This window comes from Oceanobacillus kimchii X50 (assembly GCF_000340475.1).
GTDB lineage: Bacteria > Bacillota > Bacilli > Bacillales > Amphibacillaceae > Oceanobacillus > Oceanobacillus kimchii.
The window spans coordinates 2,515,266-2,538,780 of record NZ_CM001792.1 but is presented as its reverse complement, the minus strand read 5'-3'; the positions used below and the strand labels follow the sequence as shown (position 1 = coordinate 2,538,780).

21 protein-coding genes are annotated in these 23,515 nt (G+C 35.1%); 18 read left to right on the top strand and 3 right to left on the bottom strand.

Annotated features, from left to right (window positions below; all coding sequences use genetic code 11):
- Positions 1 to 14 precede the first annotated feature (14 nt).
- Positions 15 to 938: an ABC transporter permease gene (locus C794_RS13310; RefSeq protein WP_017797638.1), complete on the top strand. Its 924-nt coding sequence runs from the start codon at positions 15 to 17 to the stop codon at positions 936 to 938.
- 503 nt (positions 939 to 1,441) lie between these two features.
- Here the strand turns inward: C794_RS13310 and C794_RS13305 are convergent.
- Positions 1,442 to 1,945 carry a FixH family protein gene (locus C794_RS13305; protein ID WP_017797637.1) on the bottom strand — a complete coding sequence of 168 codons (504 nt, stop codon included), beginning with the start codon at positions 1,943 to 1,945 and terminating at the stop codon, positions 1,442 to 1,444.
- 219 nt (positions 1,946 to 2,164) lie between these two features.
- On the opposite strand from C794_RS13305, the gene C794_RS13300 reads away from it, so the two are divergent.
- The 15 genes from C794_RS13300 (at position 2,165) to C794_RS13230 (ending at position 19,435) form a co-directional block, all read left to right on the top strand.
- Entirely contained in the window at positions 2,165 to 3,136 is a 972-nt protein-coding gene (locus C794_RS13300; RefSeq protein ID WP_017797636.1) for a TAXI family TRAP transporter solute-binding subunit, read from the top strand.
- Entirely contained in the window at positions 3,120 to 3,590 is a 471-nt protein-coding gene (locus C794_RS13295) for a DUF1850 domain-containing protein (protein ID WP_017797635.1), read from the top strand. The genes C794_RS13300 and C794_RS13295 overlap by 17 nt, the downstream gene beginning before the upstream one ends.
- Positions 3,587 to 5,602: a TRAP transporter permease gene (locus tag C794_RS13290; protein WP_017797634.1), complete on the top strand. Its 2,016-nt coding sequence runs from the start codon at positions 3,587 to 3,589 to the stop codon at positions 5,600 to 5,602. Before C794_RS13295 ends, C794_RS13290 begins: the two co-directional genes overlap by 4 nt.
- A 75-nt stretch (positions 5,603 to 5,677) precedes the next feature.
- Positions 5,678 to 6,586: a fumarylacetoacetate hydrolase family protein gene (locus tag C794_RS13285; RefSeq protein ID WP_017797633.1), complete on the top strand. Its 909-nt coding sequence runs from the start codon at positions 5,678 to 5,680 to the stop codon at positions 6,584 to 6,586.
- A 312-nt stretch (positions 6,587 to 6,898) separates the two neighbouring features.
- Positions 6,899 to 7,234, top strand: a complete 336-nt coding sequence (locus C794_RS13280) for a DUF485 domain-containing protein (RefSeq protein WP_017797632.1) — start codon at positions 6,899 to 6,901, stop codon at positions 7,232 to 7,234.
- A 4-nt stretch (positions 7,235 to 7,238) separates the two neighbouring features.
- Positions 7,239 to 8,768, top strand: coding sequence for a solute symporter family protein (locus C794_RS13275; RefSeq protein WP_017797631.1), 1,530 nt, complete (start codon positions 7,239 to 7,241; stop codon positions 8,766 to 8,768).
- Positions 8,769 to 9,064: 296 nt separating this feature from the next.
- Positions 9,065 to 10,357, top strand: a complete 1,293-nt coding sequence (gene rpoN, locus C794_RS13270) for an RNA polymerase factor sigma-54 (RefSeq protein ID WP_017797630.1) — start codon at positions 9,065 to 9,067, stop codon at positions 10,355 to 10,357.
- A complete protein-coding gene (locus C794_RS13265; RefSeq protein WP_017797629.1) occupies positions 10,347 to 10,586 on the top strand; it encodes a glutaredoxin family protein in 240 nt (79 codons plus the stop codon). The genes rpoN and C794_RS13265 overlap by 11 nt, the downstream gene beginning before the upstream one ends.
- 683 nt (positions 10,587 to 11,269) lie before the next feature.
- Positions 11,270 to 12,289 carry a sugar-binding transcriptional regulator gene (locus C794_RS13260; RefSeq protein WP_017797628.1) on the top strand — a complete coding sequence of 340 codons (1,020 nt, stop codon included), beginning with the start codon at positions 11,270 to 11,272 and terminating at the stop codon, positions 12,287 to 12,289.
- A gap of 46 nt (positions 12,290 to 12,335) precedes the next feature.
- Positions 12,336 to 13,343 carry a type I glyceraldehyde-3-phosphate dehydrogenase gene (gap, locus tag C794_RS13255; RefSeq protein ID WP_017797627.1) on the top strand — a complete coding sequence of 336 codons (1,008 nt, stop codon included), beginning with the start codon at positions 12,336 to 12,338 and terminating at the stop codon, positions 13,341 to 13,343.
- A gap of 183 nt (positions 13,344 to 13,526) precedes the next feature.
- Entirely contained in the window at positions 13,527 to 14,708 is a 1,182-nt protein-coding gene (locus C794_RS13250) for a phosphoglycerate kinase (protein WP_017797626.1), read from the top strand.
- Between the two features lie 26 nt (positions 14,709 to 14,734).
- Positions 14,735 to 15,490: a triose-phosphate isomerase gene (gene tpiA, locus C794_RS13245; RefSeq protein ID WP_017797625.1), complete on the top strand. Its 756-nt coding sequence runs from the start codon at positions 14,735 to 14,737 to the stop codon at positions 15,488 to 15,490.
- Positions 15,487 to 17,025 (top strand): 2,3-bisphosphoglycerate-independent phosphoglycerate mutase, encoded by a 1,539-nt coding sequence (gene gpmI / locus C794_RS13240; RefSeq protein WP_017797624.1) that lies wholly within the window; start codon positions 15,487 to 15,489, stop codon positions 17,023 to 17,025. Before tpiA ends, gpmI begins: the two co-directional genes overlap by 4 nt.
- Positions 17,026 to 17,048: 23 nt before the next feature.
- Positions 17,049 to 18,338, top strand: coding sequence for a phosphopyruvate hydratase (eno, locus tag C794_RS13235; RefSeq protein WP_017797623.1), 1,290 nt, complete (start codon positions 17,049 to 17,051; stop codon positions 18,336 to 18,338).
- 113 nt (positions 18,339 to 18,451) lie between these two features.
- Complete coding sequence (locus C794_RS13230) at positions 18,452 to 19,435, top strand: nucleoside hydrolase (RefSeq protein WP_017797622.1); 984 nt, start codon at positions 18,452 to 18,454, stop codon at positions 19,433 to 19,435.
- 40 nt (positions 19,436 to 19,475) lie between these two features.
- On the opposite strand, the gene ptsP is transcribed toward C794_RS13230, so the two are convergent.
- Complete coding sequence (gene ptsP / locus C794_RS13225) at positions 19,476 to 21,191, bottom strand: phosphoenolpyruvate--protein phosphotransferase (RefSeq protein WP_017797621.1); 1,716 nt, start codon at positions 21,189 to 21,191, stop codon at positions 19,476 to 19,478.
- Positions 21,192 to 21,281: 90 nt separating this feature from the next.
- On the bottom strand, positions 21,282 to 22,187 hold the full coding sequence (locus C794_RS13220; protein WP_017797620.1) for an alpha/beta fold hydrolase: 906 nt from the start codon (positions 22,185 to 22,187) through the stop codon (positions 21,282 to 21,284).
- 236 nt (positions 22,188 to 22,423) lie between these two features.
- On the opposite strand from C794_RS13220, the gene secG reads away from it, so the two are divergent.
- On the top strand, positions 22,424 to 22,657 hold the full coding sequence (gene secG, locus C794_RS13215) for a preprotein translocase subunit SecG (RefSeq protein ID WP_017797619.1): 234 nt from the start codon (positions 22,424 to 22,426) through the stop codon (positions 22,655 to 22,657).
- A gap of 104 nt (positions 22,658 to 22,761) precedes the next feature.
- Positions 22,762 to 23,502 (top strand): alpha/beta hydrolase, encoded by a 741-nt coding sequence (locus tag C794_RS13210; RefSeq protein WP_017797618.1) that lies wholly within the window; start codon positions 22,762 to 22,764, stop codon positions 23,500 to 23,502.
- The last annotated feature ends 13 nt before the right edge of the window (positions 23,503 to 23,515 follow it).

Sequence of the window (23,515 nt, the reverse complement as noted above, 5' to 3'; positions counted from 1 at the left end):
GGGGATGGAATATAATGGCGAGCAAAAATTCACATGCAGAACAGCAAACTGCTAATCCATCTCTTGTAGGACAATTACAACAAGATCATATAGAAGAAATTAGCCCTTGGAAGGAGACACTTTCTAGTTTATTTAGAAGTCGGTTAGCAATGATCGGTATTATTATATTGTTTCTATTTTTAGTAATTGCAATTATAGGTCCCTTGTTAACGCCGTATGATTATGCAGAACAAGACCTTACGAATAGACTTCAGCCTCCATCAAATGAACACATACTCGGTACGGATCATATTGGTCGAGATATAGCTACACGAATTATATACGGGGCTTCTGTTTCACTACAGGTAGGTTTTTATGCTGTTACGGGTGCGCTTTTTTTTGGAACTTTACTTGGTATTGTAGCGGGATTTTTTGGGAAATGGATTGATATGATTATATCTCGTATTTTTGATATTTTACTTGCGTTTCCTAGTATTCTATTAGCAATAGCGATTGTAGCGATTTTGGGTCCATCGCTAGAAAATGCTTTAGTGGCTATTGCCATCGTCAACATTCCTATTTTCGGTAGATTAGTAAGATCAAAAGTAATTAGTTTACGTGAGGAAGAATATATTATGGCTGCACGTGCTCAGGGAATGAAGAATGGTAGAATTATTTTTCAACATATTCTACCGAACAGCACAGCTCCTATTATCGTACAAGCTACGTTGAGTTTTGGGACTGCCATTATAGAAGCTGCTGCTTTAGGATTTCTTGGGTTAGGGGCACAACACCCTACTCCGGAATGGGGAAGAATGCTTGCTGACGGTAGAGCATTTCTTCAGTTAGCACCGTGGACATTAATTGCACCAGGTCTTTGTATAATGTTAGTTGTTTTAGCCTTTAATCTAATTGGAGATGGCTTACGAGATGCACTAGATCCGAAGATGAAATATTAGAGTCAATTTCCATTTAAAAAACGAATATTTTGGTGATAGTCAAATAATAATGTTCCTACTTGGCTATGATTGTAATGAAGACGGCGACTCCTGCTCAGATTAAGGAACTTTAAGATCCACTGAAAAGGGTCCTTCTTTTCAAATTAGCTAAAAACCGGTGCCTGCTATAAAGCGTCCATCTGTATTGAAAATCAAAACAGTGAACATTCGGATCTCACATAAAATATCGTATTATGAATTTAAATCAGTAAAATAAAATATCCTGATAGAACTGATAATTAATTGAAGCAAATTGAGACAATTCCATGCATGAATTTCATTGGAGGTAGACGAACCGATTTAAGTTATGGGTAAACAAAAAAATATACTCCACTTTCCCCGGGCGGTTGATGAGCGTTTTAGAGTTCTAATTTCTAAGATCTCATATCTCATATAATCATTCAGCCCGTGAAAGTGTTGTATATTTCTTTATGTGATAAAGCTATTTTTCAATTCCTCACCTATTATTCATGATCGTCATGATTCTCCGATTCGTGTCCCTCTTGATGGTGTTCGTGGTCCATTTCGTTATGCTTGTCTTCTTCTGATGGAGTTGCATTTCCTACAATCACTGTCTTAAACGGCATACTATGTATGGCTTCTGCAGTAGTATGTGCATACATTTCATATACCTCTTCTTCTTCAAATGTAAAAGTCGCAGTATAAGTACCGTTTTCCTGATGCTTTCCCTCCAATTCAACACTTTGGTCATTATTGCCTTGAGTCCACACTTCGAAAAGTACTTCATCAGCATCTTCAACAGGGGAATCGCCATAAGTAACATGAGCAGTTAAATCAATTGTTTCTCCTTTTTCTACATGTTCAGGGATATCAAAGTCAACTGTAAGTTCGGGAACAACATCATCTAAATTCTCATCGTTTGTATTCGTATCTTCCTCATTTTGAGAACATGCTGTGAGGAAGATAAATAAAACGGATACAAAAATTAGTGCTTTGTATTTCATCATAACTTTACCTCCAACAAATTATTTCAAACAATAAATTCTATTATTGAGTATAGCATATATTTATTATTGTATTTTGAACGTTTCATGACAACATATATACTTTTACTTTTGTATAACCTATTTTCAGTAAAAATGTCACTATATTGACTTTACTGAAAAATTAAATTAATATAACTAATGAAAACGCTTAATTAATAAAAGAAATAAGGGGGAAGGGAAATGAAAAGAAATTGGGCAATATTATTACTATTATTATTGATACCTATTATTACTGCATGTGGAGGAGATAGTGAAGATGCAGAAGGTGAATCAGGAGAAAGTTTAGAAACAAATATCGTCACAATAGCTACAGGTGGTTCATCTGGTCCTTATAATATTATAGGTACCACACTAGCTGAAGAATATAGTAGTGTTTATGGTATCAACTCGAGAACTCAAACAACAGGAGCATCCGTTGAAAATGTAAACCTGATGGAACAAGATAAGATAGAAATGGCATTTACCATGAGTGATGTTGTGAGTCAAGCTATTGCAGGAGAAGTAAGTTTTGAGCAACCCGTTGAAAAAGTAAATCAAATTGCATCGTTATATCCTAATTATGTTCAAATTGTGACAACTGCTGATTCAGGAATTGAAACATTTGAAGATTTAAAAGGGAAGCGAATCGCTGTTGGTGACCAAAATTCTGGTGTAGAAGTTAATGCGCGAACTTTACTAAATGGGCACGGTATCACATATGATGATATTGAAGTAGATTATCTGGGTTATGCAGAAGCGGCTGATGGTTTACGTGCAGGTCAATTAGATGCTGCGTTTTTAACAAGTGGACTTCCTAATGCTTCGTTAATGGAATTATCGGAAACATTAGATATTCGTCTAGTGAAAATAAATCCTGAAGATGTAGAGTCGATCGCACAAGATGCTTCTTATTTTGTATCTTTAGAAATTCCTGCGGATACATATGGTAATGCGGAACCAGTTCCTACAGCCGCAATTATGAATGCTTTAGTTGTTCATGCGGATATGAGTGAAGACGATGTATACCAATTAACCAAAACATTCTTTGAAAGTTTAGAGACATTAGGTAATTCACATCAAGCTGCAACAGAGATTTCATTAGAAGCTGCGCAAGAAGGACATGTTGCTCCTTTACACCCTGGTGCTGAGCGTTATTATGAAGAGCAAAAATAAGTGGATTGTAGGGGGTGCAATTACGGTTGTACTCCTATTTTTCCTCTTCAACAAAGTTACTGTGGTTGAAGTAGGAATTGATGGGAGAAGTTATTATATTCATGATAGAGAGTTTGAATTGAAATGGATTCATTCTGTAGAAAAAGAAGAATGGGTTGAAGTATACAAAATTAATGAAAATAAATTAAGTTTAATAGAAACATATTTTAAGACTTTTGGTGCTGGCGTGCCTGCACAAGGGGAAGTTATACCATCTTCAGATGGTTATATACATATGAAAATGGATGTAAGCTATAAAGAACTAAATATAGCAGTTTCGGAAAATGTGAAAACGACTTTATCCACTGATAAAAAGGATGTTCATTTATACAAATTAACAGAAAATTATAATAATGTAGTGTTGACTGTAAAAGAACTGTTTATATGGAAAGTTTGGGAAGGGGAAATTTTATGAGTGAGATACAACAGGAAACAATAAAGGATGGGCGTAGTACTTCCACACAACATATATTAGAGAAATTTGATAGTGAATCCAGAGTACGCAACATCACTAATAAGAAAATTGCTTTAATAATTACATTGCTTGCGATTCTATATTCACTTTATCACGTATATGTTACCGTAAATCCAATTCCAGCATTATTACAACGATCTATCCATATGTCATTTGGGATAGCATTAATATTTTTAATCTATCCTAGTTTTAAGAAACAATATCGAGGTAAAATACCATATTATGATTGGATATTGTTCACATTAAGTATTGCTTCGGCACTGTATCTAATTATGGAATACAATGCATTGATGACCACACGTGGAGGAATACCGAATATGGCAGATATACTATTTGCAATACTGACGGTCATCTTGGTATTAGAAGCTGCTAGGCGTGTTACAGGATGGATTCTTCCTATTCTTGCTTTAATCTTTCTAGCATATCCTTTCCTTAGCCATAATCTATGGATGCCTGATATGTTAATGACAAGACCATTCGATTTAGGAGATATTTTTGGACAATTATATTTAAAAACGGAAGGACTATTTTCAACAGCGATTGGTGCATCTGTTCAGTTTATCTTCCTTTTTATTCTTTTTGGTGCTTTTTTAGCAAAGTCTGGTATGGGACAACTATTCAATGATTTAGCAATGGCCTTAGCTGGTAGTAAACAGGGCGGGCCTGCTAAAGTAGCTGTAATTTCAAGTGGATTTATGGGGAGTATAAATGGCGCTGCAGTAGCAAATGTAGTTGGAACTGGAGCATTTACGATTCCACTAATGAAGAGAATTGGCTACTCTAAAAACTTTTCTGGAGCAGTTGAAGCAAGCGCATCAATAGGTGGGCAAATTTTGCCTCCGATTATGGGTGCAAGTGCGTTTATTATGGCGGAAACGACAGGGATTGCATATGGAACAATTGCACTTGCTGCATTGATACCAGCAATTTTATATTTTTTAGGAGTAATCATGCAAGTGCATTTTCGAGCGGGAAGAAGAAACCTTAAAGGAATACCAAAAGCAGACTTACCAAGAGTGAAAGACGTATTAAAAGAAAGAGGGCACCTTCTATTACCAATTGTAGGTTTGATCATTTTTCTTTATATGGGTGTGCCCGTTGGATTCGCTGCTCTTTATACAATTGGGTTAACGATTATTATCGCAGCACTACGAAAAACAAGTAGAATGGGGATAAAAGATATTTTTAAGGCACTAGAAGACGGTGCGAGACAATCACTAGCTGTAATGGTTGCTTGTGCGGTTGTAGGAATTATTATTGGAGTTGTGAACTTAACAAGTTTTGGTACCGTAATGACTTCAGCTATTACTAGTTTCGGTGCAGGATCTTTATTCTTTACACTATTTTTAACGATGATTGCTTCAATTATTTTGGGAATGGGATTACCATCTATTCCAGCGTATATTATTACTGCTACAATGACTGCACCTGCTCTAGCTGAATTTGGGATACCAGTACTAGTAGCTCATTTGTTTGTTTTTTACTTTGGTATTTTTGCAAATATCACACCGCCTGTAGCATTAGCAGCATTTGCGGGTGCCGGAATATCTGGTGGGGATCCTATGCGTACAGGTTTTACATCGCTACGTCTTTCTTTAGCTGGGTTCTTGATTCCCTATATGTTTGTATACAATCCAGCCATGTTATTCATTGATCCATCAGGATTAGCAGTAAATGCAACGGAGTTTCCATTCCCTCCAATAATTGAAGTAGCCTTAATTACCGTTACGGCTATTATAGGTATAATAGGGTTTGGCGCCGCTTTAGAAGGGTTTTATAAAATGGAATTACAGTGGTTGATTCGCCTCATATTAGGAATTGGTTCTTTACTCTTGATTATACCGGAGAGTTATACAGATATAATTGGAATTATTATTGTGATCCTTATTTTTGGATGGAAAACCATTCAATATAAGCAGGAAACTATATCTTCAACAAAGTCAGCAAGTTAATCATAAATGACGTCGATTTATAGTAAAAATTGTTTTATACTATAATACTATGAATTAGAATAGGGGGAATGGTTAATGAGACTTGTAAGTTATCGAAAAAAAGAATCCGGCTCTAAATTTCGTATGGGGTATATCACTGAAAATGAACAGATAGTGGATATACATCTTACGTCACAAAAGGCATTTCAAGCTGGAAATACAACGGTAGAATTACCTTATCAACCTGAGCTATTTTATCAAGAAGGGCAATTTTTTATTGATGAAGCAACAAAATTAGTTGGCAAGATTAAAGATAGTGAGTTTACTTTTTCTATGAATGATATTCAATTAGGTATGCCATTAGGGACTGCTAAGAAAGTAATTTGTGTCGGTAAAAATTATGCGGATCATGTCGCTGAAATGAAAAGTGATATCCCGGAATTTCCAGTGCTATTTGCTAAATTTGACAATGCGATTATTGGGCCAGAAGATGAGATACATTTTTCTTCAGCAACTGAGAAATTGGATTATGAGGTTGAATTAACGATTGTAATTGGAAAAGAAGCTTCCCATGTACATGAAGAGAATGCTTTGGATTATGTCGCTGGTTATACGATAGGAAACGATACGTCTGCTAGGGATTTACAAAAGCGTACACCTCAATGGCTACAAGGTAAGAGTTTAGATCATACAACTCCAATTGGACCGTGGATTGTCACGAAAAATGAAATTCTAGATCCTGGTAATCTGACTATTGCATCCTATGTTAATAATGAAAAACGTCAATATTCAAATACCAAACATTTAATTTTTTCAGTACCTTATCTTGTGTCATTTATTTCTAATTTAATCACATTAAAACCGGGAGATATAATTATGACAGGTACCCCGGATGGTGTAGGATTTGCAATGAATCCTCCAGGATATGTAAAAGACAGGGATAAGATAAAATTAGTGATAGAAGGAATAGGTGTGATGGAAAACGTAGTTAAAAAAGTTTTATAGGTGAATCAGCTTCATTATAATGATATTTTGTATATAAAATTGAATGTTATGTATTATGTAGTTTATATCCGAACTATGTTCTAAGAACATAGTTCGGATTTTTATATGTTAAGGACAATGAGTAGTAATAAGTCTACGTTATTAGGTAATAAATGCCTAATAATGTACTATTAACGTTAATAAATATAAAGACTATATTCTTAATTTTAGAATACTTTTATTTAATAGATTGAATTTTTGTTCTTATTATTTTATTATGTATTTAAAGAAATTTCTTGCATTTATATCCATTTATAAAGGAGGGGAACACGTTTGCCGACAAAAGTTGAAAGCGATTACAAAAAGAATACTGATTTTAAAAGGGTTGCTGAGAGTAAAAAGTTTAGAGAATTAATTAATCAACGAAAGAAATTTATTATCCCACTTACTATTTTTTTCTTAGTATTTTATTTTGCCTTACCCATTATGACTTCTTATAGCACGATACTTAATCGATCCGCTATAGGCGATATTTCATGGGCGTGGATTTTTGCTTTTGCACAATTTGTAATGACGTGGATGCTTTGTATCGTTTATGTGAAAAAATCTGCAAAATTTGATAAACAAGCTGATGAAATCATCCAAGAAGAAATAGAAGGGGAGAGGTAGTTAAATGAACTTAATTGTGGTCATTTTATTTCTAGCAATTGTATCACTGACATTAGTGATTACATATTTCGCGGCAAAGCGGACCCAATCAACTGGTGATTTTTACACAGCTGGCGGTGGTTTAACAGGGTGGCAAAATGGACTAGCAATAGCCGGAGATTATTTATCCGCAGCATCTTTTCTAGGTATTGCAGGGGCTATCGCTTTATACGGTTTTGATGGTTTTTTTTATAGTATTGGATTTTTAATTGCATATTTAGTAGTTATGTTCCTAGTGGCAGAGCCTTTACGTAATCTAGGCAAGTACACATTGGCAGATATGATTAATTCAAGGTTCGATGCTAAAAAAGTACGAGCTGTCGCAGCGATTAGTTCGATTACCATTGTTATCTTTTATATGATTGCACAATTAGTAGGTGCTGGTGCACTTATTCAATTATTATTTGGTATTGATTATTGGATAGCAGTTTTAATAGTCGGAGTCATGATGACTATCTATGTACTATTTGGTGGCATGACTGCAACTAGTTGGGTTCAAATTATAAAAGCAGTACTATTAATGTTAGGAACGGTGATTATTGCATTTTTAGTGTTAATGAAATTTAACTTTGATATTTTTCAGATGTTCTCAGAGGTGAAAACAGTAACTAGTCATGGTGAAGCCTATCTACAACCAGGCTTACAATATACCGTTCCATTAGATACGATATCATTAATGTTGGCTTTGGTTCTAGGGACGGCGGGGTTACCTCATATTTTAATGAGATTTTTTACCGTGAAAGATGCAAAAACAGCACGTTCATCCGTAGTGACAGCTACCTGGGTGGTTGGGATATTTTATATTCTTACAATATTCTTAGGGTTTGGTGCAGCAGCATTTGTTGGAGAAAGCAATATACTTCAGGCAAATCCTGCTGGAAACATGGCAGCACCTCTTCTCGCAGAAGCTTTAGGTGGAGATCTATTAATGTCATTTGTTGCAGCAGTAGCGTTCGCTACTATATTAGCTGTTGTAGCAGGTTTAGTACTGTCAGGTGCTTCTGCATTTGCTCATGATATTTATGGTCAAATAATTAAAAAAGGGAAAGCTTCGGATAGACAGCAGATGTTAGCAGCGAAATGGGCATCTTTAGGTGTATCAGTTTTTTCGATACTACTTTCACTATTTGCCCAATCACTAAATGTGGCATTTCTCGTATCTTTAGCTTTTTGTGTAGCCGCAAGTGCAAACTTACCAGTAATACTTTATACCATATATTGGAGACGTTTTAATACGACTGGTGCAGTTACTGCAATGTTATCAGGATTATTAACGGCGATAATTTTAGTTTCTATGAGCCCGAATGTATTTGCTTTAGACGGAAGTGCAATTTTTGTTGGAGAACCAATATTTCCATTAACAAATCCTGCATTAATATCTGTTCCTGTCGGTTTCTTAGGTGGATTCCTTGGAACCATTCTTTCAAAAGAATTGGATTCAGCGAGATATGCAGAAGTTAAGGTTCGAGCAAACACAGGTTATCGCGGAAACTAATTGTCTATGAAACTAATTAGAGATATAGACCATTTTCTTTCTCTATGGTGTATAGCTGTTTTTCGATGCATGGTAAAGCGAAATTTTATTCTTAAGCAGTTTTTAAAACCGATTTACTCTATGATTTAACTATCAAGAGTAGATTGGTTTTTTTATTAATCAGGTGTAGAATATAATGTAAGCCTTTTCATTTTATTGGACTTATATAACTCGAACGGTTGTTTAGAATCAGCAATGAACGTGACAGAAACGATAAGCAGTGGCAAAATAGAAGTAGAAAAAAGGGGTGAGATGAGTTGAAGCAAAGACTTGTATTAAATCAATCATTACAGTGGAAGATGAATCAGTCTTTATATCAATCAATTGAAATTTTACAATTAACTGGGATGGAACTTTATGATTATATGAAACAAGTTGCTGAAGAGAATCCACTTATTGAAGAGGTCCAACCTATAGATAAAGAGCTCATCTCCCAATTTAGGAAAACAGATTATTCTATTGATGAAATGAATACAGCCGAACTAACATTATATGATCAATTAAAGTCCAATCTTTATGTATTAGATATAAAGGATAAATCTTTATTACCAGTAATTATTTTTGGGATTGATTCATTAAATGAGGATGGTTATTTAGATATAGCTATGGAAGATTGGGCAGATTACTGTAAAGTAGAATTAACTACAGTTAAACGAGCATTATCATATATTCAATTATTAGAGCCAGCAGGGATTGGTGCTCGGGATCTTACAGAATGTATTCAACTTCAATTAAAGCAAATGAATATTGATGCTCCTTATATATCAACGCTAATGAGTGAAGATATCGCATTACTTGCAGAAGAAAATTCATATCAAATTTCCTTGAATTATGAGATTACCGAAGAAAAAGCACAAAAATTAATTGAATCGATTAAATTATGTCATCCAAAACCAGGAAAACTTTTAACACCGACTAAAACAGAATTTATTATACCCGAAGCCTCTATTTATAAGGAAGATACAGAGTGGAAAATATCTTTTTTTAACTGGTCCTCACCTGCAATACAAATAAATAATCAGTATAATAATCAAGATTTAAAAGGAGAGGCTGCTTCATTTGTGAAGAAAAAACAAAAAGAGGTAGAGATGCTGCAACAGGCGTTAGATTATCGTAGCTCTACTTTGGAGAAAGTGTTACGGATAATAGTAGAGAAACAGCTACCATTTTTTGAAACTGGTCCCAAAATGTTAAAACCATTAACATTGAGTGAGCTCTCTGCACAATTGGATCTTCACATATCAACGATTAGTCGTGCTATCCGTCAGAAGTATGTTCAAACAGTTCATGGTGTAATACCGTTAAAATATTTTCTACAACGTGAGGTACAAAAAGGAGCTGGAGTTGCTTCTATAGTGATTAAGCATATACTTAAAGAATTAATAAATCTTGAAGATAAGAGTAGACCGCTATCAGATGAAAAAATAAAACAATTGATGGAAGAGCGTTATCAGATTAAAATTGCACGTAGAACGATTATGAAATACCGAGACGAGCTGCAAATTCCTTCGTCTGTTAAACGAAAAGGAGCTAACAATAATGAAAAATAAATACATATTTTTCTATACAAAGGAAAATTGTCCACTATGTGTGGAAGCGGAAGAGTTATTAATAATGCTAAATAAAAAAGACATTCCAATTATAAAAAAAAATATATACTCTTCTGATGACCTACTCGAAAAATATCAATTAATGATTCCAGTGATTCAATATAATCAAATAGAACTTTTCGGCGAACAACTAAATATAGAAGATATTGATCGCTTATTAAATGGGTGAATTTTTTTAATAACCAAGTTTCATTTACAGTAATAGGTATATATTATTGATCGGATTATAGCTCAACTTGGCTTTGGAATGGAAGACAGCAACTCCTACAGTAACAGCACGAACTGAAGATCCAATCAGAAATTGTGTTCTTTTTTTAAAGATAGCTAAAAATCGGTGCCTGCTGAAATGCACCGTCTGCAATGGAAATCAATAGCGAACCATTTAGATGTTATACATTATGAATTATAATTCTTATTATGAAATTAATTCAAATAAATAAACCATTCAATTTGAAGCTTTTATTTAAATGGCAAAGCGAAAATAAATTTGCTATTTAGGTAAGAGCTTTTTTAGCCTAGTTGTACCTGAGAATAACACTTTTATTTTAATAATATCTGATGGAGTGGGTGATAAAATACTTATGATGTCCAATTCTATCTAAGGGCATTAGTTCATGCCTCTGTGGTACGAGTATTCAGAAGAGGAAGAACGATATCTACACTTATTGAGGTTTTACGTATGGAGAAGTAGTAGCTTCTGAAAAAAAGTATTTTAAGCTATTTGTTTTTAGGAAATAATATATAAAGCTTTTCGATTGAATTCGAGTTAGATTATGATATAATAAAGTTGTCATCGGGACATAATGTAACCACGCGGGACATATTTCATCCCGGTGAAGGGAGTGCTAGTAGATGGATTCCATCATTGAGTTACAAAAAAGACTTGTTCCAGAGCTGGTGCATGTAATGAAAGAGCGTTATTCTTTGCTTCAAAGTGTCGAGTTATTACAGCCTATAGGTCGACGTGCTTTGGCGGAGAATACTAATTTAACAGAAAGACATGTGCGTAGCGAAATAGATTTTTTGCATGCCCAAGGTTTGGTAGAAATTACAACAAAAGGAATGTTTATTACTAAAGAGGGCAAAGTAGTACTGGGACAATTAGCAGCAATGATTGGAGAAATAAGTGGACTCCATGTTTTAGAAAAAAGAATAAAGGAAATATTATCAGTAGAATCCGTTATTGTGGTACCTGGAGATAGTGATCAGCGTGCCTCCATAAAAACAGAGATGGGTAAAGCTGCAGTATCGTATTTACGAAAGAAACTTACTTCTAATAATACGATAGCTGTAACGGGTGGTAGTACAATTGCTGCTGTAGCGGATGCGATGACTCCTCTAACGAAAGATAAACAAGTACTTTTTGTTCCTGCCCGAGGTGGTATAGGAGAAAAAGTAGAGAATCAGGCTTCGAGAATCGTATCAGAAATGGCTCGTAAAACAGACGGTGATTATCGCATGTTATATGTACCTGATCCTATAAGTGATTCGACATATGAAACAATCATGAAAGAACCACATGTTATGGAAGCTTTAGAAGTTATAAAGTCTTCGAATATTGTTCTGCATGGAGTTGGAGATGCATTGAAAATGGCTGAGCGTAGGCGATCTTCTCAAGAAGTAATGCAGCTATTAAAAGAGAAGAACGCAGTAGGCGAAGCATTTGGTTATTATTTTGACGAATATGGAAATGTAATTTATAAAGTTAAAACGGTAGGAATACAACTCCAAGATATTGATGACTCGAAACAGGTTATAACGGTAGCTGGTGGTAGTTCAAAGGCAAAAGCAATCGTCTCTTATTTCAAACAGGCGAAAAGTAATATCTTAATCACCGATCAAGGTGCAGCGGAAGAGATATTAAGAGGGTAACCTCTTTATATATATAATTCAATAAAAATTCTAGGAGGAATTATACATGGCAGTAAAAATTGGTATTAATGGTTTTGGTAGAATTGGACGTAACGTATTTCGTCAGTCTCTAAAAAATAATGAAGTAGAAGTTGTTGCTATTAATGATTTAACAGATGCTAACATGCTTGCACACTTATTAAAATATGATTCTGTACACGGAAAATTACAAGAAGAAGTAACAGTAAATGGTTCTAACCTTGTAATTGATGGTAAAGAAATTAAAGTATTATCAGAACGTGACCCTGCTGATCTTGGATGGGGAGACCTTGGTGTTGATATCGTTATTGAATCTACTGGTCGCTTCACAAACAAAGAAGATGCTGAGAAGCATATTCAAGCAGGAGCTAAAAAAGTAATTATCTCTGCACCAGCTAAAGGTGAAGATTTAACAATTGTTATGGGTGTTAACGATGATCAATATGATCCAAGTGAGCACAACGTAGTATCTAATGCTTCTTGTACTACAAACTGTTTAGCACCATTTGCAAAAGTATTAAATGATAACTTTGGTATTAAGCGTGGTTTAATGACTACTATCCACTCTTATACAAACGATCAGCAAATCTTAGATTTACCACACAAAGATTACCGTCGTGCTCGTGCAGCAGCTGAAAACATTATCCCAACTTCAACTGGAGCTGCAAAAGCAGTAGGACTTGTATTACCTGAGCTTAATGGTAAATTAAATGGTAATGCAGTACGTGTACCAACTCCAGACGGTTCATTAACAGACTTAGTTGCTGAATTAGATAAAAACGTTACTATCGAGGACGTTAACAATGCAATGAAAGAAGCAGCTCAAGGTCCATTAAAAGGTATCTTAGAGTATACAGAAGAACCACTTGTATCTTCTGATATAGTAGGTAATAACCATTCTTCTATCTTCGATGCATTGTCTACAATTGTAATGGAAGATAACTTAGTTAAAGTTGTATCTTGGTATGACAACGAAATGGGTTATTCTGCTCGTTGTATCGACTTAGCAATCTTTATGAACAGCAAAGGACTTTAATAGAATTATTCGTTCGCAGAAACAGTTTATTCTCTTCGAACGAAAGGATATTGGAGGAGGGAATGGTTTCCTCCTCCATTTTCCATTTTAATAGTATTGATTTAAAATGACTGTTACATGGTATAATATTGCTTGGTCATGGATGATTATGTATTACATAATCCAGTATTAGGAGGGATTATCTTGAACAAAAAAACAATTAACGATCTACAAGTTGAAGGAAAACGAGTATTTACACGTGTAGACTTCAATGTTCCTTTAAAAGATGGTGAAATCACAGATGATACGCGTATTCGCGCTGCACTACCTACAATTGAGCAATTAACAAAACAAGGTGCAAAAGTGATTTTAGCGAGTCATTTAGGGCGTCCAAAAGGAACGGTTGTGGAAGAACTACGTTTAGACCCTGTTGCTAGAAGACTTAGTGATCTATTAGGTAAAGAAGTATTGAAAACAGATCAAGTGTATGGTGATGAAGTACATCAGGCAATCAGTGAGTTAGAAAACGGTGGTGTTCTATTAATAGAGAACGTTCGCTTTGAAGCTGGAGAAGAAAAAAATGATCCTGCATTAGTAGAAGCATTTGCTGACATGGCAGACCTTTATGTGAATGATGCTTTTGGTGCTGCCCATCGTGCGCATGCCTCTACAACTGGTATAGCAGAAAAATTGCCAGCAGCAGCAGGCCAATTAATGGAAAAAGAAATTGAAGCATTGGGAAATGCTCTTGAAAATCCAGAACGCCCATTTACAGCAATCATTGGTGGTGCGAAAGTAAAAGATAAAATTAGTGTTATCGATAATCTATTAGATAAAGTGGATAATCTAATTATTGGTGGTGGTCTTGCTTACACGTTCATTAAAGCACAAGGCCACGAAATTGGAAAATCACTTTTAGAAGAGGATAAGATTGATTTAGCTAAACAATTTATGAACAAAGCAAAAGAAAAAGGCGTGAACTTTGTATTACCAGTAGATGCGGTTGTAGCAGATGATTTCTCAGAAGATGCCAATACGAAAATTGTAGACATTGATAAAATTCCTTCTGACTGGGAAGCTTTAGATATTGGAACAAAAACTAGAGAAAAATATAGTAGTATCGTAAAAGAGTCTAAACTTGTTATATGGAACGGACCAATGGGAGTATTTGAATTAAATGCATTCGCAGGTGGTACAAAAGCTGTAGCAGAAGCACTAGCAACTACAGAAGGTTACTCCATAATAGGTGGTGGCGATTCTGCAGCGGCAGTTGAAAAATTCGATCTTGCTGAAGATATGGACCATGTATCTACAGGTGGGGGAGCATCATTAGAATTCATGGAAGGAAAAGTACTTCCTGGATTAGCTGCTCTAAATGATAAATAATAATTATTACTAACAGAGGTGATTCGATGCGTAAAAAAGTAATTGCTGGTAACTGGAAAATGAATAAAGTACTATCTGAAGCAGGAGAATTTATGGATTTGATAGTACCAAAAGCTCCAAAAGGAAATGTAGAAGCAATTGTATGTGCACCATTCCCTTTCTTACCAAAATTAGTAGAACAAGCGAAGGGATCAGAAGTAAAGGTAGCTGCGCAAAACATGCATTTTGAAGATTCTGGTGCTTTTACTGGAGAAGTTAGCCCAGTGATGTTGAAAGATTTAGGTGTAACACATGTTGTACTTGGTCATTCAGAAAGAAGAGAACTATTTGCTGAAACTGACGAATTAGTAAATAAGAAAACGAAAGCAGCATTTGCTCATGACCTAACCCCAATTGTTTGTGTGGGCGAAACACTGGATCAACGTGAAGCAAATGAAACAATGAACATTGTTGGAGAACAAGTAAAGCAAGCAGTTGCTGGTCTTTCAAATGAACAAGTTGCTGAAACTATTATTGCTTATGAACCAGTATGGGCAATCGGTACAGGAAAAACAGCTACAAGTGAACAAGCGAATGAAGTTTGCACTGAAATCCGTAAAGTTGTAGCTGAAGTAACTTCAACAGAAATAGCTGAAAAAGTAATTATTCAATATGGCGGGAGTGTAAAACCTGCTAATGTAGATGAGTTATTAGCTCAATCTGATATTGATGGAGCATTAGTTGGGGGAGCAAGTCTCGATCCTGAATCATTCCTACAATTAGTGGAGGCAGGTACAAAATGAGTCAAGAAAAATTAGCTGCATTAATCATTCTTGATGGATTCGCGATTCGTGATGAAGTAAAAGGAAATGCAGTCAAACAAGCAAAAACTCCTAATTTTGACCGTTATTGGAATCAATATGCGCATAATCAGCTTGAGGCTTCTGGAAAAGCTGTTGGATTACCAGATGGACAAATGGGTAATTCTGAAGTTGGACATTTGAACATTGGTGCTGGCCGTATTGTATATCAAAGTCTTACTCGTGTGAATGTGTCCATCGACGAAGGTGACTTCTACGAGATTGATGCATTTATCAAATCAGTAGAACATGCAAAGAAAAATGACAAAGCGCTTCACCTATTTGGATTATTATCTGATGGTGGGGTGCATAGTCATATTAATCATCTATTCGCATTGCTGCGTTTAGCGAAGAAACACGGTTTAGAGAATGTATTTGTACATGCGTTCTTAGACGGTCGTGATGTTGGACCGAAAACAGCAAACAAATATATCAAAGAAACACAAGCTGTGATGGACGAATTAGGAGTTGGTCAATTCGCTACCATTTCTGGTCGTTACTATTCCATGGATCGTGACAAGCGTTGGGATCGTGTGAAGAAATGTTATGATGCAATGGTATATGGTGAGGGTCCATCATATAAGAGCGCTCAAGAAGTTGTAGATGACAACTATGATAATGAAATTTATGATGAGTTTGTAATTCCATCTGTAATTACAGATGAAAATGATGAACCTGTGGCTACGATCAAGGATGAAGATTCTATTATCTTCTATAATTTCCGTCCAGATCGTGCAATCCAAATTTCTAGAACATTTGCGAATGAGGATTTCCGTGACTTTGATCGAGGAGATAAAGCTCCAAAAAAACTAGACTTCGTTATGTTGACCAACTTTAGTGAAACAGTAGATGGATATGTTGCCTATCAACCAGTAAATTTAGATAATACCATTGGAGAAGTTTTAGCACAAAACAACTTAAACCAATTACGTATTGCAGAAACGGAAAAATATCCACATGTCACTTTCTTTATGAGTGGTGGACGTGAAAAAGAATTTCCTGGTGAAAAGCGTATTCTAATTGACTCGCCCAAAGTCGCAACCTATGATCTAAAACCTGAGATGAGTGCGTATGAAGTTACTGATGCACTAATAGAGGAATTAGATAAAGGAGAACAAAATGCAATTATCTTGAATTTTGCCAACCCAGATATGGTTGGGCATTCAGGAAAATTACAACCGACTATCGATGCTATTGAAGCAGTGGATGAATGTTTAGGTAAAGTAATTGAAAAAATTACTGAATTGGGTGGTCATGCAATTATAACTGCAGACCATGGTAATTCCGATGAAGTTATCACTTTGGAAGATAAACCAATGACTGCTCATACAACAAATCCAGTACCTGTTATTGTGACCAAAGATGATATAGAGTTACGTGATGGTGGAATCTTAGCAGATTTATCTCCAACACTACTTGATTTGTTAGGTGTAGATAAACCGAAAGAAATGACAGGAAATAGTCTTATTAAAAAATAATTAATCATTAAGGAGAGAATAATATGCCATATATTACAGATGTTTATGCAAGAGAAGTCCTAGATTCAAGAGGTAATCCAACAATTGAGGTAGAAATTTTTACAGAGTCAGGAGCGTTTGGTTCTGCAATTGTACCAAGCGGAGCTTCAACTGGTGAGTACGAAGCAGTAGAACTTCGTGACGGTGACAAAGATCGTTATTTAGGTAAAGGAGTTCAAAAAGCAGTCGAAAATGTAAATGAAGTAATTGCTCCTGAACTTATTGGTATCGATGTTACTCGTCAAAACATTATTGATGCTTTAATGATCGATTTAGATGGAACTGAAAATAAAGGTAAATTAGGTGCGAACGCAATCCTTGGAGTATCCATGGCAGCAGCACATGCAGCAGCAAGTTATTTAGAAGTACCTTTATACAACTATTTAGGTGGATTCAATGCCAAAACACTACCAACACCAATGATGAACATTTTAAATGGTGGAGAACATGCAGACAACAACGTAGACATACAAGAGTTTATGATTATGCCTGTTGGTGCTCCAACATTTAAAGAAGCATTACGTACCGGTGCAGAAATTTTCCATGCATTGAAAAAAGTACTAAGTTCTAAAGGCTATAACACTGCTGTAGGTGATGAAGGTGGATTTGCTCCGAACTTAGGCTCTAATGAAGAAGCTTTACAAACCATTGTAGAAGCAATTGAAGCTGCTGGTTACAAGCCAGGAGAAGAAGTGAAACTTGCTATGGACGTAGCTGCTTCTGAAATCTACAGTGATGGTAAGTATAACCTTAAAGGTGAAGGCGTTGTTCGTTCTTCTGAAGAAATGGTAGACTGGTATGAAGAAATGATTTCTAAATACCCAATAATCTCTATTGAAGATGGATTAGATGAAAATGACTGGGATGGTTTCAAAATCCTAACTGATCGTCTTGGTGATAAAGTTCAATTAGTTGGAGATGACTTGTTCGTAACAAATACGAATAAACTTTCTAAAGGTATCGACCAAGGTATTGGTAACTCTATCTTAATTAAAGTAAACCAAATCGGAACACTAACAGAAACATTTGAAGCAATTGAAATGGCAAAACGCGCTGGCTATACAGCTGTCATCTCTCACCGATCTGGTGAAACTGAAGATGTTACAATTGCTGATATTGCAGTAGCAACAAACGCTGGACAAATCAAAACAGGCGCACCGTCTCGTACTGATCGTGTAGCAAAATATAACCAACTACTTCGTATTGAAGATGAATTAGCTGGTATGGGTGAGTATGGTGGGTTAGCTTCTTTCTACAATTTAGCTAACAAATAAGTCAAAAAACTACAATTGGAGTTATTACTCTGATTGTAGTTTTTTTATATACTTCATATCTAATTTAGGAAAGTTTGCTACTTTTAAGCATAAGTTAAACAAAGGGGGTAATTATGGTAAAGAAAGTATTGTTATTTGGTGATATAGGTATTGATGATATTATTACGCTCATTTATGCCGCATTAGATGAAGAAATAGAAGTTGTTGCAGTAGTCGCATCATATGGAAATATAAGTCGTGAGAAAGCCACAAATACAATTAGTTACATACAAGATCTATTAAATTATAAAGATCTACAGGTACCATTAATATTGGGTGCACAGCGTCCAATGACAGGGGAAATACCAAAAGAAGTATCGGATATTCATGGTGAGTACGGTATGGGCCCGATTATTCCTCCTATAAATGATGCGGAGGTAGTTGAAAACTTTTTACAGATAATCGATATAATTGAAAAATATGAAGATATATACATAGCTAATATTGGCAGGCTAACCGACTTAGCAACATTATTTATATTATATGAAGATTTAATGGGAGAAGTAAAAGGAATTTATATTATGGGGGGAGCATTTTGGGTTCCTGGAAATATTACAGCTGTAGCTGAAGCCAATTTTCACGGTGATCCAGTAGCCGCACAATTAGTGATGCGCTTTGCTACTAACCTGACGATCTTACCACTTAATGTATCAAATCAAGCAATAGTTACTCCTGAAATGGTAAATTATATTGATCAGGTCGGACAAATTTCTATTGTAAAGCCAATGATTGATTATTACTATGATTTTTATAAAAAAAGAGATCCGTCAATTATGGGAAGTCCCATGCATGATGTATTAGTATTAATGGCTATAAAAAATAAAGATATGTTTCAATATTTTAGTAGACCGATAATGATTGTCCAATCATTGTTAGGTGAGGAGAGGGGACAAAGTATTGCCGATATACGCCCCTATGAAGATGGATATTATGCTATTACGGAGACAAATAACCATCAAATTGCTTTTCAAATGGAATATCAGCAATTCTTTTTCGATTTTATGACAATTATGTCGAGTGGTCAATTTGATCGGTCGTTATATAAAAATGAAAAATAGGTTCTCACTTGTATGATGAGAACCTATCAGCGTTAATCTTTTATTCCATTATTTCCTTAACAAATGCCACTACTTCTTCTGATGTGCTCATTGCTAGGAATTGATCTTTTGCTTTTACTAATTCTTTTTTACTTAGGTTTAGTAATTGTGTTCTAGCAGGAAGTATAGAAGTTGCGCTCATACTGAACTCGTCCAAACCAAGCCCTACTAATAAAGGAATAGCAATTGAATCTCCTGCCATTTCACCGCACATGCCTACCCATTTATCTTCAGCATGGGCTGCTTCAATAACCGTATTAATTAAGTTTAAAATTGCAGGGTTATATGGCTGGTATAGATAAGAGACTTGCTCATTCATACGATCTGCAGCCATTGTGTATTGAATCAAGTCATTTGTACCGATACTAAAGAAATCAACTTCTTTTGCAAATTGTTTTGCAATAACAGCTGTAGATGGGATTTCTACCATAATTCCTATTTCTATATCATCAGAAACTTCAATTCCATCATTTTTTAAGGACTCTTTTTCTTCGATTAATAGAGCTTTAGCTTGACGGAACTCTTCAATTGTAGCAATCATAGGAAACATAATTTTCAAGTTTCCATAAGCACTAGCACGAAGTAATGCACGTAATTGTGGACGGAATACATGTTCATTCTCTAAGCAGAAACGAATTGCACGATAACCTAGAAAAGGATTTAGCTCTTTTGGAAGATCTAAATAACTAATTTCCTTATCTCCACCTACATCTAAAGTACGAACTACTACAGGTTTACCATCCATCTTTTCTAAAACTGCTTTATAAGCGTCGAATTGCTCGTCCTCAGAAGGAAGTTCAGATTTACCCATATATAAAAATTCTGTTCTATATAAACCTACACCTTCTCCGCCATTGTTTAATACTCCTTCAACATCATCAGGAGTACCAATATTAGCGGCAAGTTCAACTTGTTCACCATCTTTCGTAAAGCTAGGCTCATCTTTTAGTTTTGCCCATTCTTGTTGTTTTTTGGCGAAATCTGCTTGTTTTTGTTTATATGTTTGTATTTCGTCGTCTGATGGATTAATTATGATATTTCCATCTAATCCATCTACAATAATTAAATCATTTTTTTGTACGGATGAAGTAATATTTTTTGTGCCTACAACAGCAGGAATTTCTAGTGAACGTGCCATTATTGCCGAGTGAGAGGTTCTACCGCCAATATCAGTTGCAAATCCTTTAACAAATTCACGATTTAGTTGAGCAGTATCCGATGGAGTTAAATCTTCTGCAATAACAACTACTTGCTCATCAATAAGTGCAGGATCTGGGAAAGTGACACCTAAAAGGTGAGACATCACACGCTTGGTAACGTCTTGGATATCAGCTGCACGTTCTCTCATGTATTCATTATCCATTGCTTTAAACATTTCAACAAACATTGTTGCTACTTCATCTAAAGCAGCTTCAGCGTTTATTCTCTCTTCGTTAATTTTGTCTTGCATTGGACCTATCAGTTCAGGATCACTTAAAACTAATAAATGTGCAGAAAAGATTTCCGCGTGTTCCTCGCCAATTTCTTTGAGTGTATGCGCTTTGATTTTTTCAAGTTCTTGTTTAGAAATCTCTAAAGCTTTGTCAAGGCGAGTAATTTCACTAGCTGGATCATCTATGTTACTTCTTTCGAATGACAGATCAGGAGTTTTTAGTTCGTATGCCTTAGCAATTGCAATGCCAGAAGAAGCTGCAATTCCTTCGATATTTTGTGCCATGCTGAACATCCTTTCTTCATGGGTATGTAGTATTTTGTATCCTTGTATATTTTAAATCATTTTTCCTATATGGTGCAACTAATAGAATCCCTATAGATATGCTTTTAACCAACTATTTATCATTGTAAACGCTTCATCTCTACATATATCATTAAATAATTCATGTCGCCCATCTTCAAAGATGCTAATGGTAATATTACCCAATCCTAATTTATGGTATATGTTTGCAGTTTTCCAAATACCCTTTCCGTATCTTCCAATAGGGTCTGCATCCCCACTTAGTAAAAGTAAAGGAAGATCTTTACGAATGTTACAATTTAAAATAGGATTTAGCATGGAATGAATACTATCAAGTAGATCATAAAAGAAACGAGCAGTTGGTATATATCCTGATAGTGGATCGTCTTCATACGCAACTGCTTGTTCTAGATCTCTAGTTAACCAACTATATTTATGTGCTGGGGAAGGAATTCGTCTATTACTATTTCCGAAAGCTAAATAATTCATTAGCCTAGATTTATCATGTGGTGGGAGTAGAGATGCTAGAAATCGTCCCGAAAAACTTGTTATTCTTGGATAGTGCCCCGTACCGGTTAATATTAATCCATCGATGCAATCACTGTATTTTTGAATAAAATTTCGCATTAAAAATGAACCCATACTATGACCGACAAAATAGTAAGGAAGAAAAGGGTAATGCTTTTTAGTTATTTGCATTACTTCATACATATCTTGAATGACAATTGCTTTTCCATCTTCATCTGCGAAAAAACCTTGAACATGTTGTTCACCGGTTTTACCATGACCACGATGATCATTTCCTAATACAATAAAACCTTCATTGATAAAGTATTCTGCAAAATATTGATAGCGGGAGATGTGTTCAGCCATCCCATGTGCAATTTGGATGATTCCAATTGGATTTGTATTGGGATTCCATTGCTTTACATGTAGTTTGGTCTGATCTTGCATTGTTAAATAATAGGATTGTTCCATGAGTTTCCTCCTATTGTTAATATATATATTAATATTTTATGACGCTGTAATGATAATTGCAAAACATACAAAAAATTTATAGAATTGAATCTATTCCTTAATGGGTTCAATTACATAATAAATGGAGCTAAAATTACCGACGTTTAAAATAATATAATAATTCATGTTGCTAAATAAATCCATTATATGATAAAGTATATGTTAGGTATTGTCGGATACAGGAGGTGTCGGAACACATGATTACTGTGATAAATGTATTGCTTGTTATTGATGTTATTGTGATGATTACACTTGTTTTATTACAATCTGGAAAAAGTGCTGGGTTATCAGGAGCCGTTTCCGGAGGAGCAGAACAATTATTTGGTAAGCAAAAAGCAAGAGGAATAGATTTAGTATTACATCGTTCTACAATTGTAACAGGTGTTCTATTCTTTGTATTAGCCTTTTTAGCAGCTTACGTTTTACAATAAAGAAGCGATTCCTTATCACTTATGTGGTAAGGATTTTTTATTTTTACGTTGTAGAACCTTGAAGAACGGGTAAAGTAATAGAGACGATAAAGGAGATAGAGAGAATGAAAATTAAGTTACCAGAGCCATTTACATTTGAAGCAGGAGATAAAGCAGTATTATTACTACATGGATTTACAGGTCATTCAGCAGACGTACGTATGTTAGGTAGATTTTTGGAGAAAAAAGGGTATACTTCTCATGCTCCAATTTATAGAGGACATGGACAACCACCTGAAGAATTAATTAAAAGTAACCCTGAACAATGGTGGGCAGATGTGGAAGCTGCATATAATCATCTGAAAGATTTGGGATATGAAGAAATTGCAGTTGCGGGTCTTTCCTTGGGAGGGGTTTTAGGACTTAAATTAGCTTATTCAAAAAAAATTAAAGGTATTGTAACTATGTGTTCTCCAATGTTCTTTGATAATGAAGAGGAATTAACAAAAGGGTTCCGTCAATTTTCTACAGAATTTAAACAATTGGAGAAGAAAGATAAAGAAGTTATCGAAGACGAAGTGAATCAATTGATGGATAAATCCAAAGACTTATTTAAAGGTGTAGCAAAGACGATTAATGAAGTAAAATCGAATATCGATATGATTTATACACCAACTTTTGTGGTACAGGCTAGAAATGACAAAATGATTAATACCGACAGTGCCAATTATATTTATGATAATATAGAAGCTTCCCAAAAAGAAATTAAATGGTATGAAGAGTCTGGACATGTAATAACGATGGATAAAGAAAAAGAACAGCTCCATGAAGATATTTATCAGTTTCTAGAGAGTTTAAATTGGTAATAAAAAGGAAAAG

Coding starts and splice junctions, on each gene's coding strand:
- C794_RS13260 (WP_017797628.1), top strand. CDS start 11,270: ATGGATTCCATCATTGAGTTACAAAAAAGACTTGTTCCAGAGCTGGTG.
- eno (WP_017797623.1), top strand. CDS start 17,049: ATGCCATATATTACAGATGTTTATGCAAGAGAAGTCCTAGATTCAAGA.
- secG (WP_017797619.1), top strand. CDS start 22,424: ATGATTACTGTGATAAATGTATTGCTTGTTATTGATGTTATTGTGATG.
- C794_RS13295 (WP_017797635.1), top strand. CDS start 3,120: ATGAAGAGCAAAAATAAGTGGATTGTAGGGGGTGCAATTACGGTTGTA.
- C794_RS13275 (WP_017797631.1), top strand. CDS start 7,239: ATGAACTTAATTGTGGTCATTTTATTTCTAGCAATTGTATCACTGACA.
- C794_RS13310 (WP_017797638.1), top strand. CDS start 15: ATGGCGAGCAAAAATTCACATGCAGAACAGCAAACTGCTAATCCATCT.
- ptsP (WP_017797621.1), bottom strand. CDS start 21,191: ATGGCACAAAATATCGAAGGAATTGCAGCTTCTTCTGGCATTGCAATT.
- C794_RS13285 (WP_017797633.1), top strand. CDS start 5,678: ATGAGACTTGTAAGTTATCGAAAAAAAGAATCCGGCTCTAAATTTCGT.
- C794_RS13210 (WP_017797618.1), top strand. CDS start 22,762: ATGAAAATTAAGTTACCAGAGCCATTTACATTTGAAGCAGGAGATAAA.
- C794_RS13265 (WP_017797629.1), top strand. CDS start 10,347: ATGAAAAATAAATACATATTTTTCTATACAAAGGAAAATTGTCCACTA.
- gpmI (WP_017797624.1), top strand. CDS start 15,487: ATGAGTCAAGAAAAATTAGCTGCATTAATCATTCTTGATGGATTCGCG.
- C794_RS13230 (WP_017797622.1), top strand. CDS start 18,452: ATGGTAAAGAAAGTATTGTTATTTGGTGATATAGGTATTGATGATATT.
- C794_RS13290 (WP_017797634.1), top strand. CDS start 3,587: ATGAGTGAGATACAACAGGAAACAATAAAGGATGGGCGTAGTACTTCC.
- C794_RS13220 (WP_017797620.1), bottom strand. CDS start 22,187: ATGGAACAATCCTATTATTTAACAATGCAAGATCAGACCAAACTACAT.
- C794_RS13305 (WP_017797637.1), bottom strand. CDS start 1,945: ATGATGAAATACAAAGCACTAATTTTTGTATCCGTTTTATTTATCTTC.
- gap (WP_017797627.1), top strand. CDS start 12,336: ATGGCAGTAAAAATTGGTATTAATGGTTTTGGTAGAATTGGACGTAAC.
- tpiA (WP_017797625.1), top strand. CDS start 14,735: ATGCGTAAAAAAGTAATTGCTGGTAACTGGAAAATGAATAAAGTACTA.
- C794_RS13300 (WP_017797636.1), top strand. CDS start 2,165: ATGAAAAGAAATTGGGCAATATTATTACTATTATTATTGATACCTATT.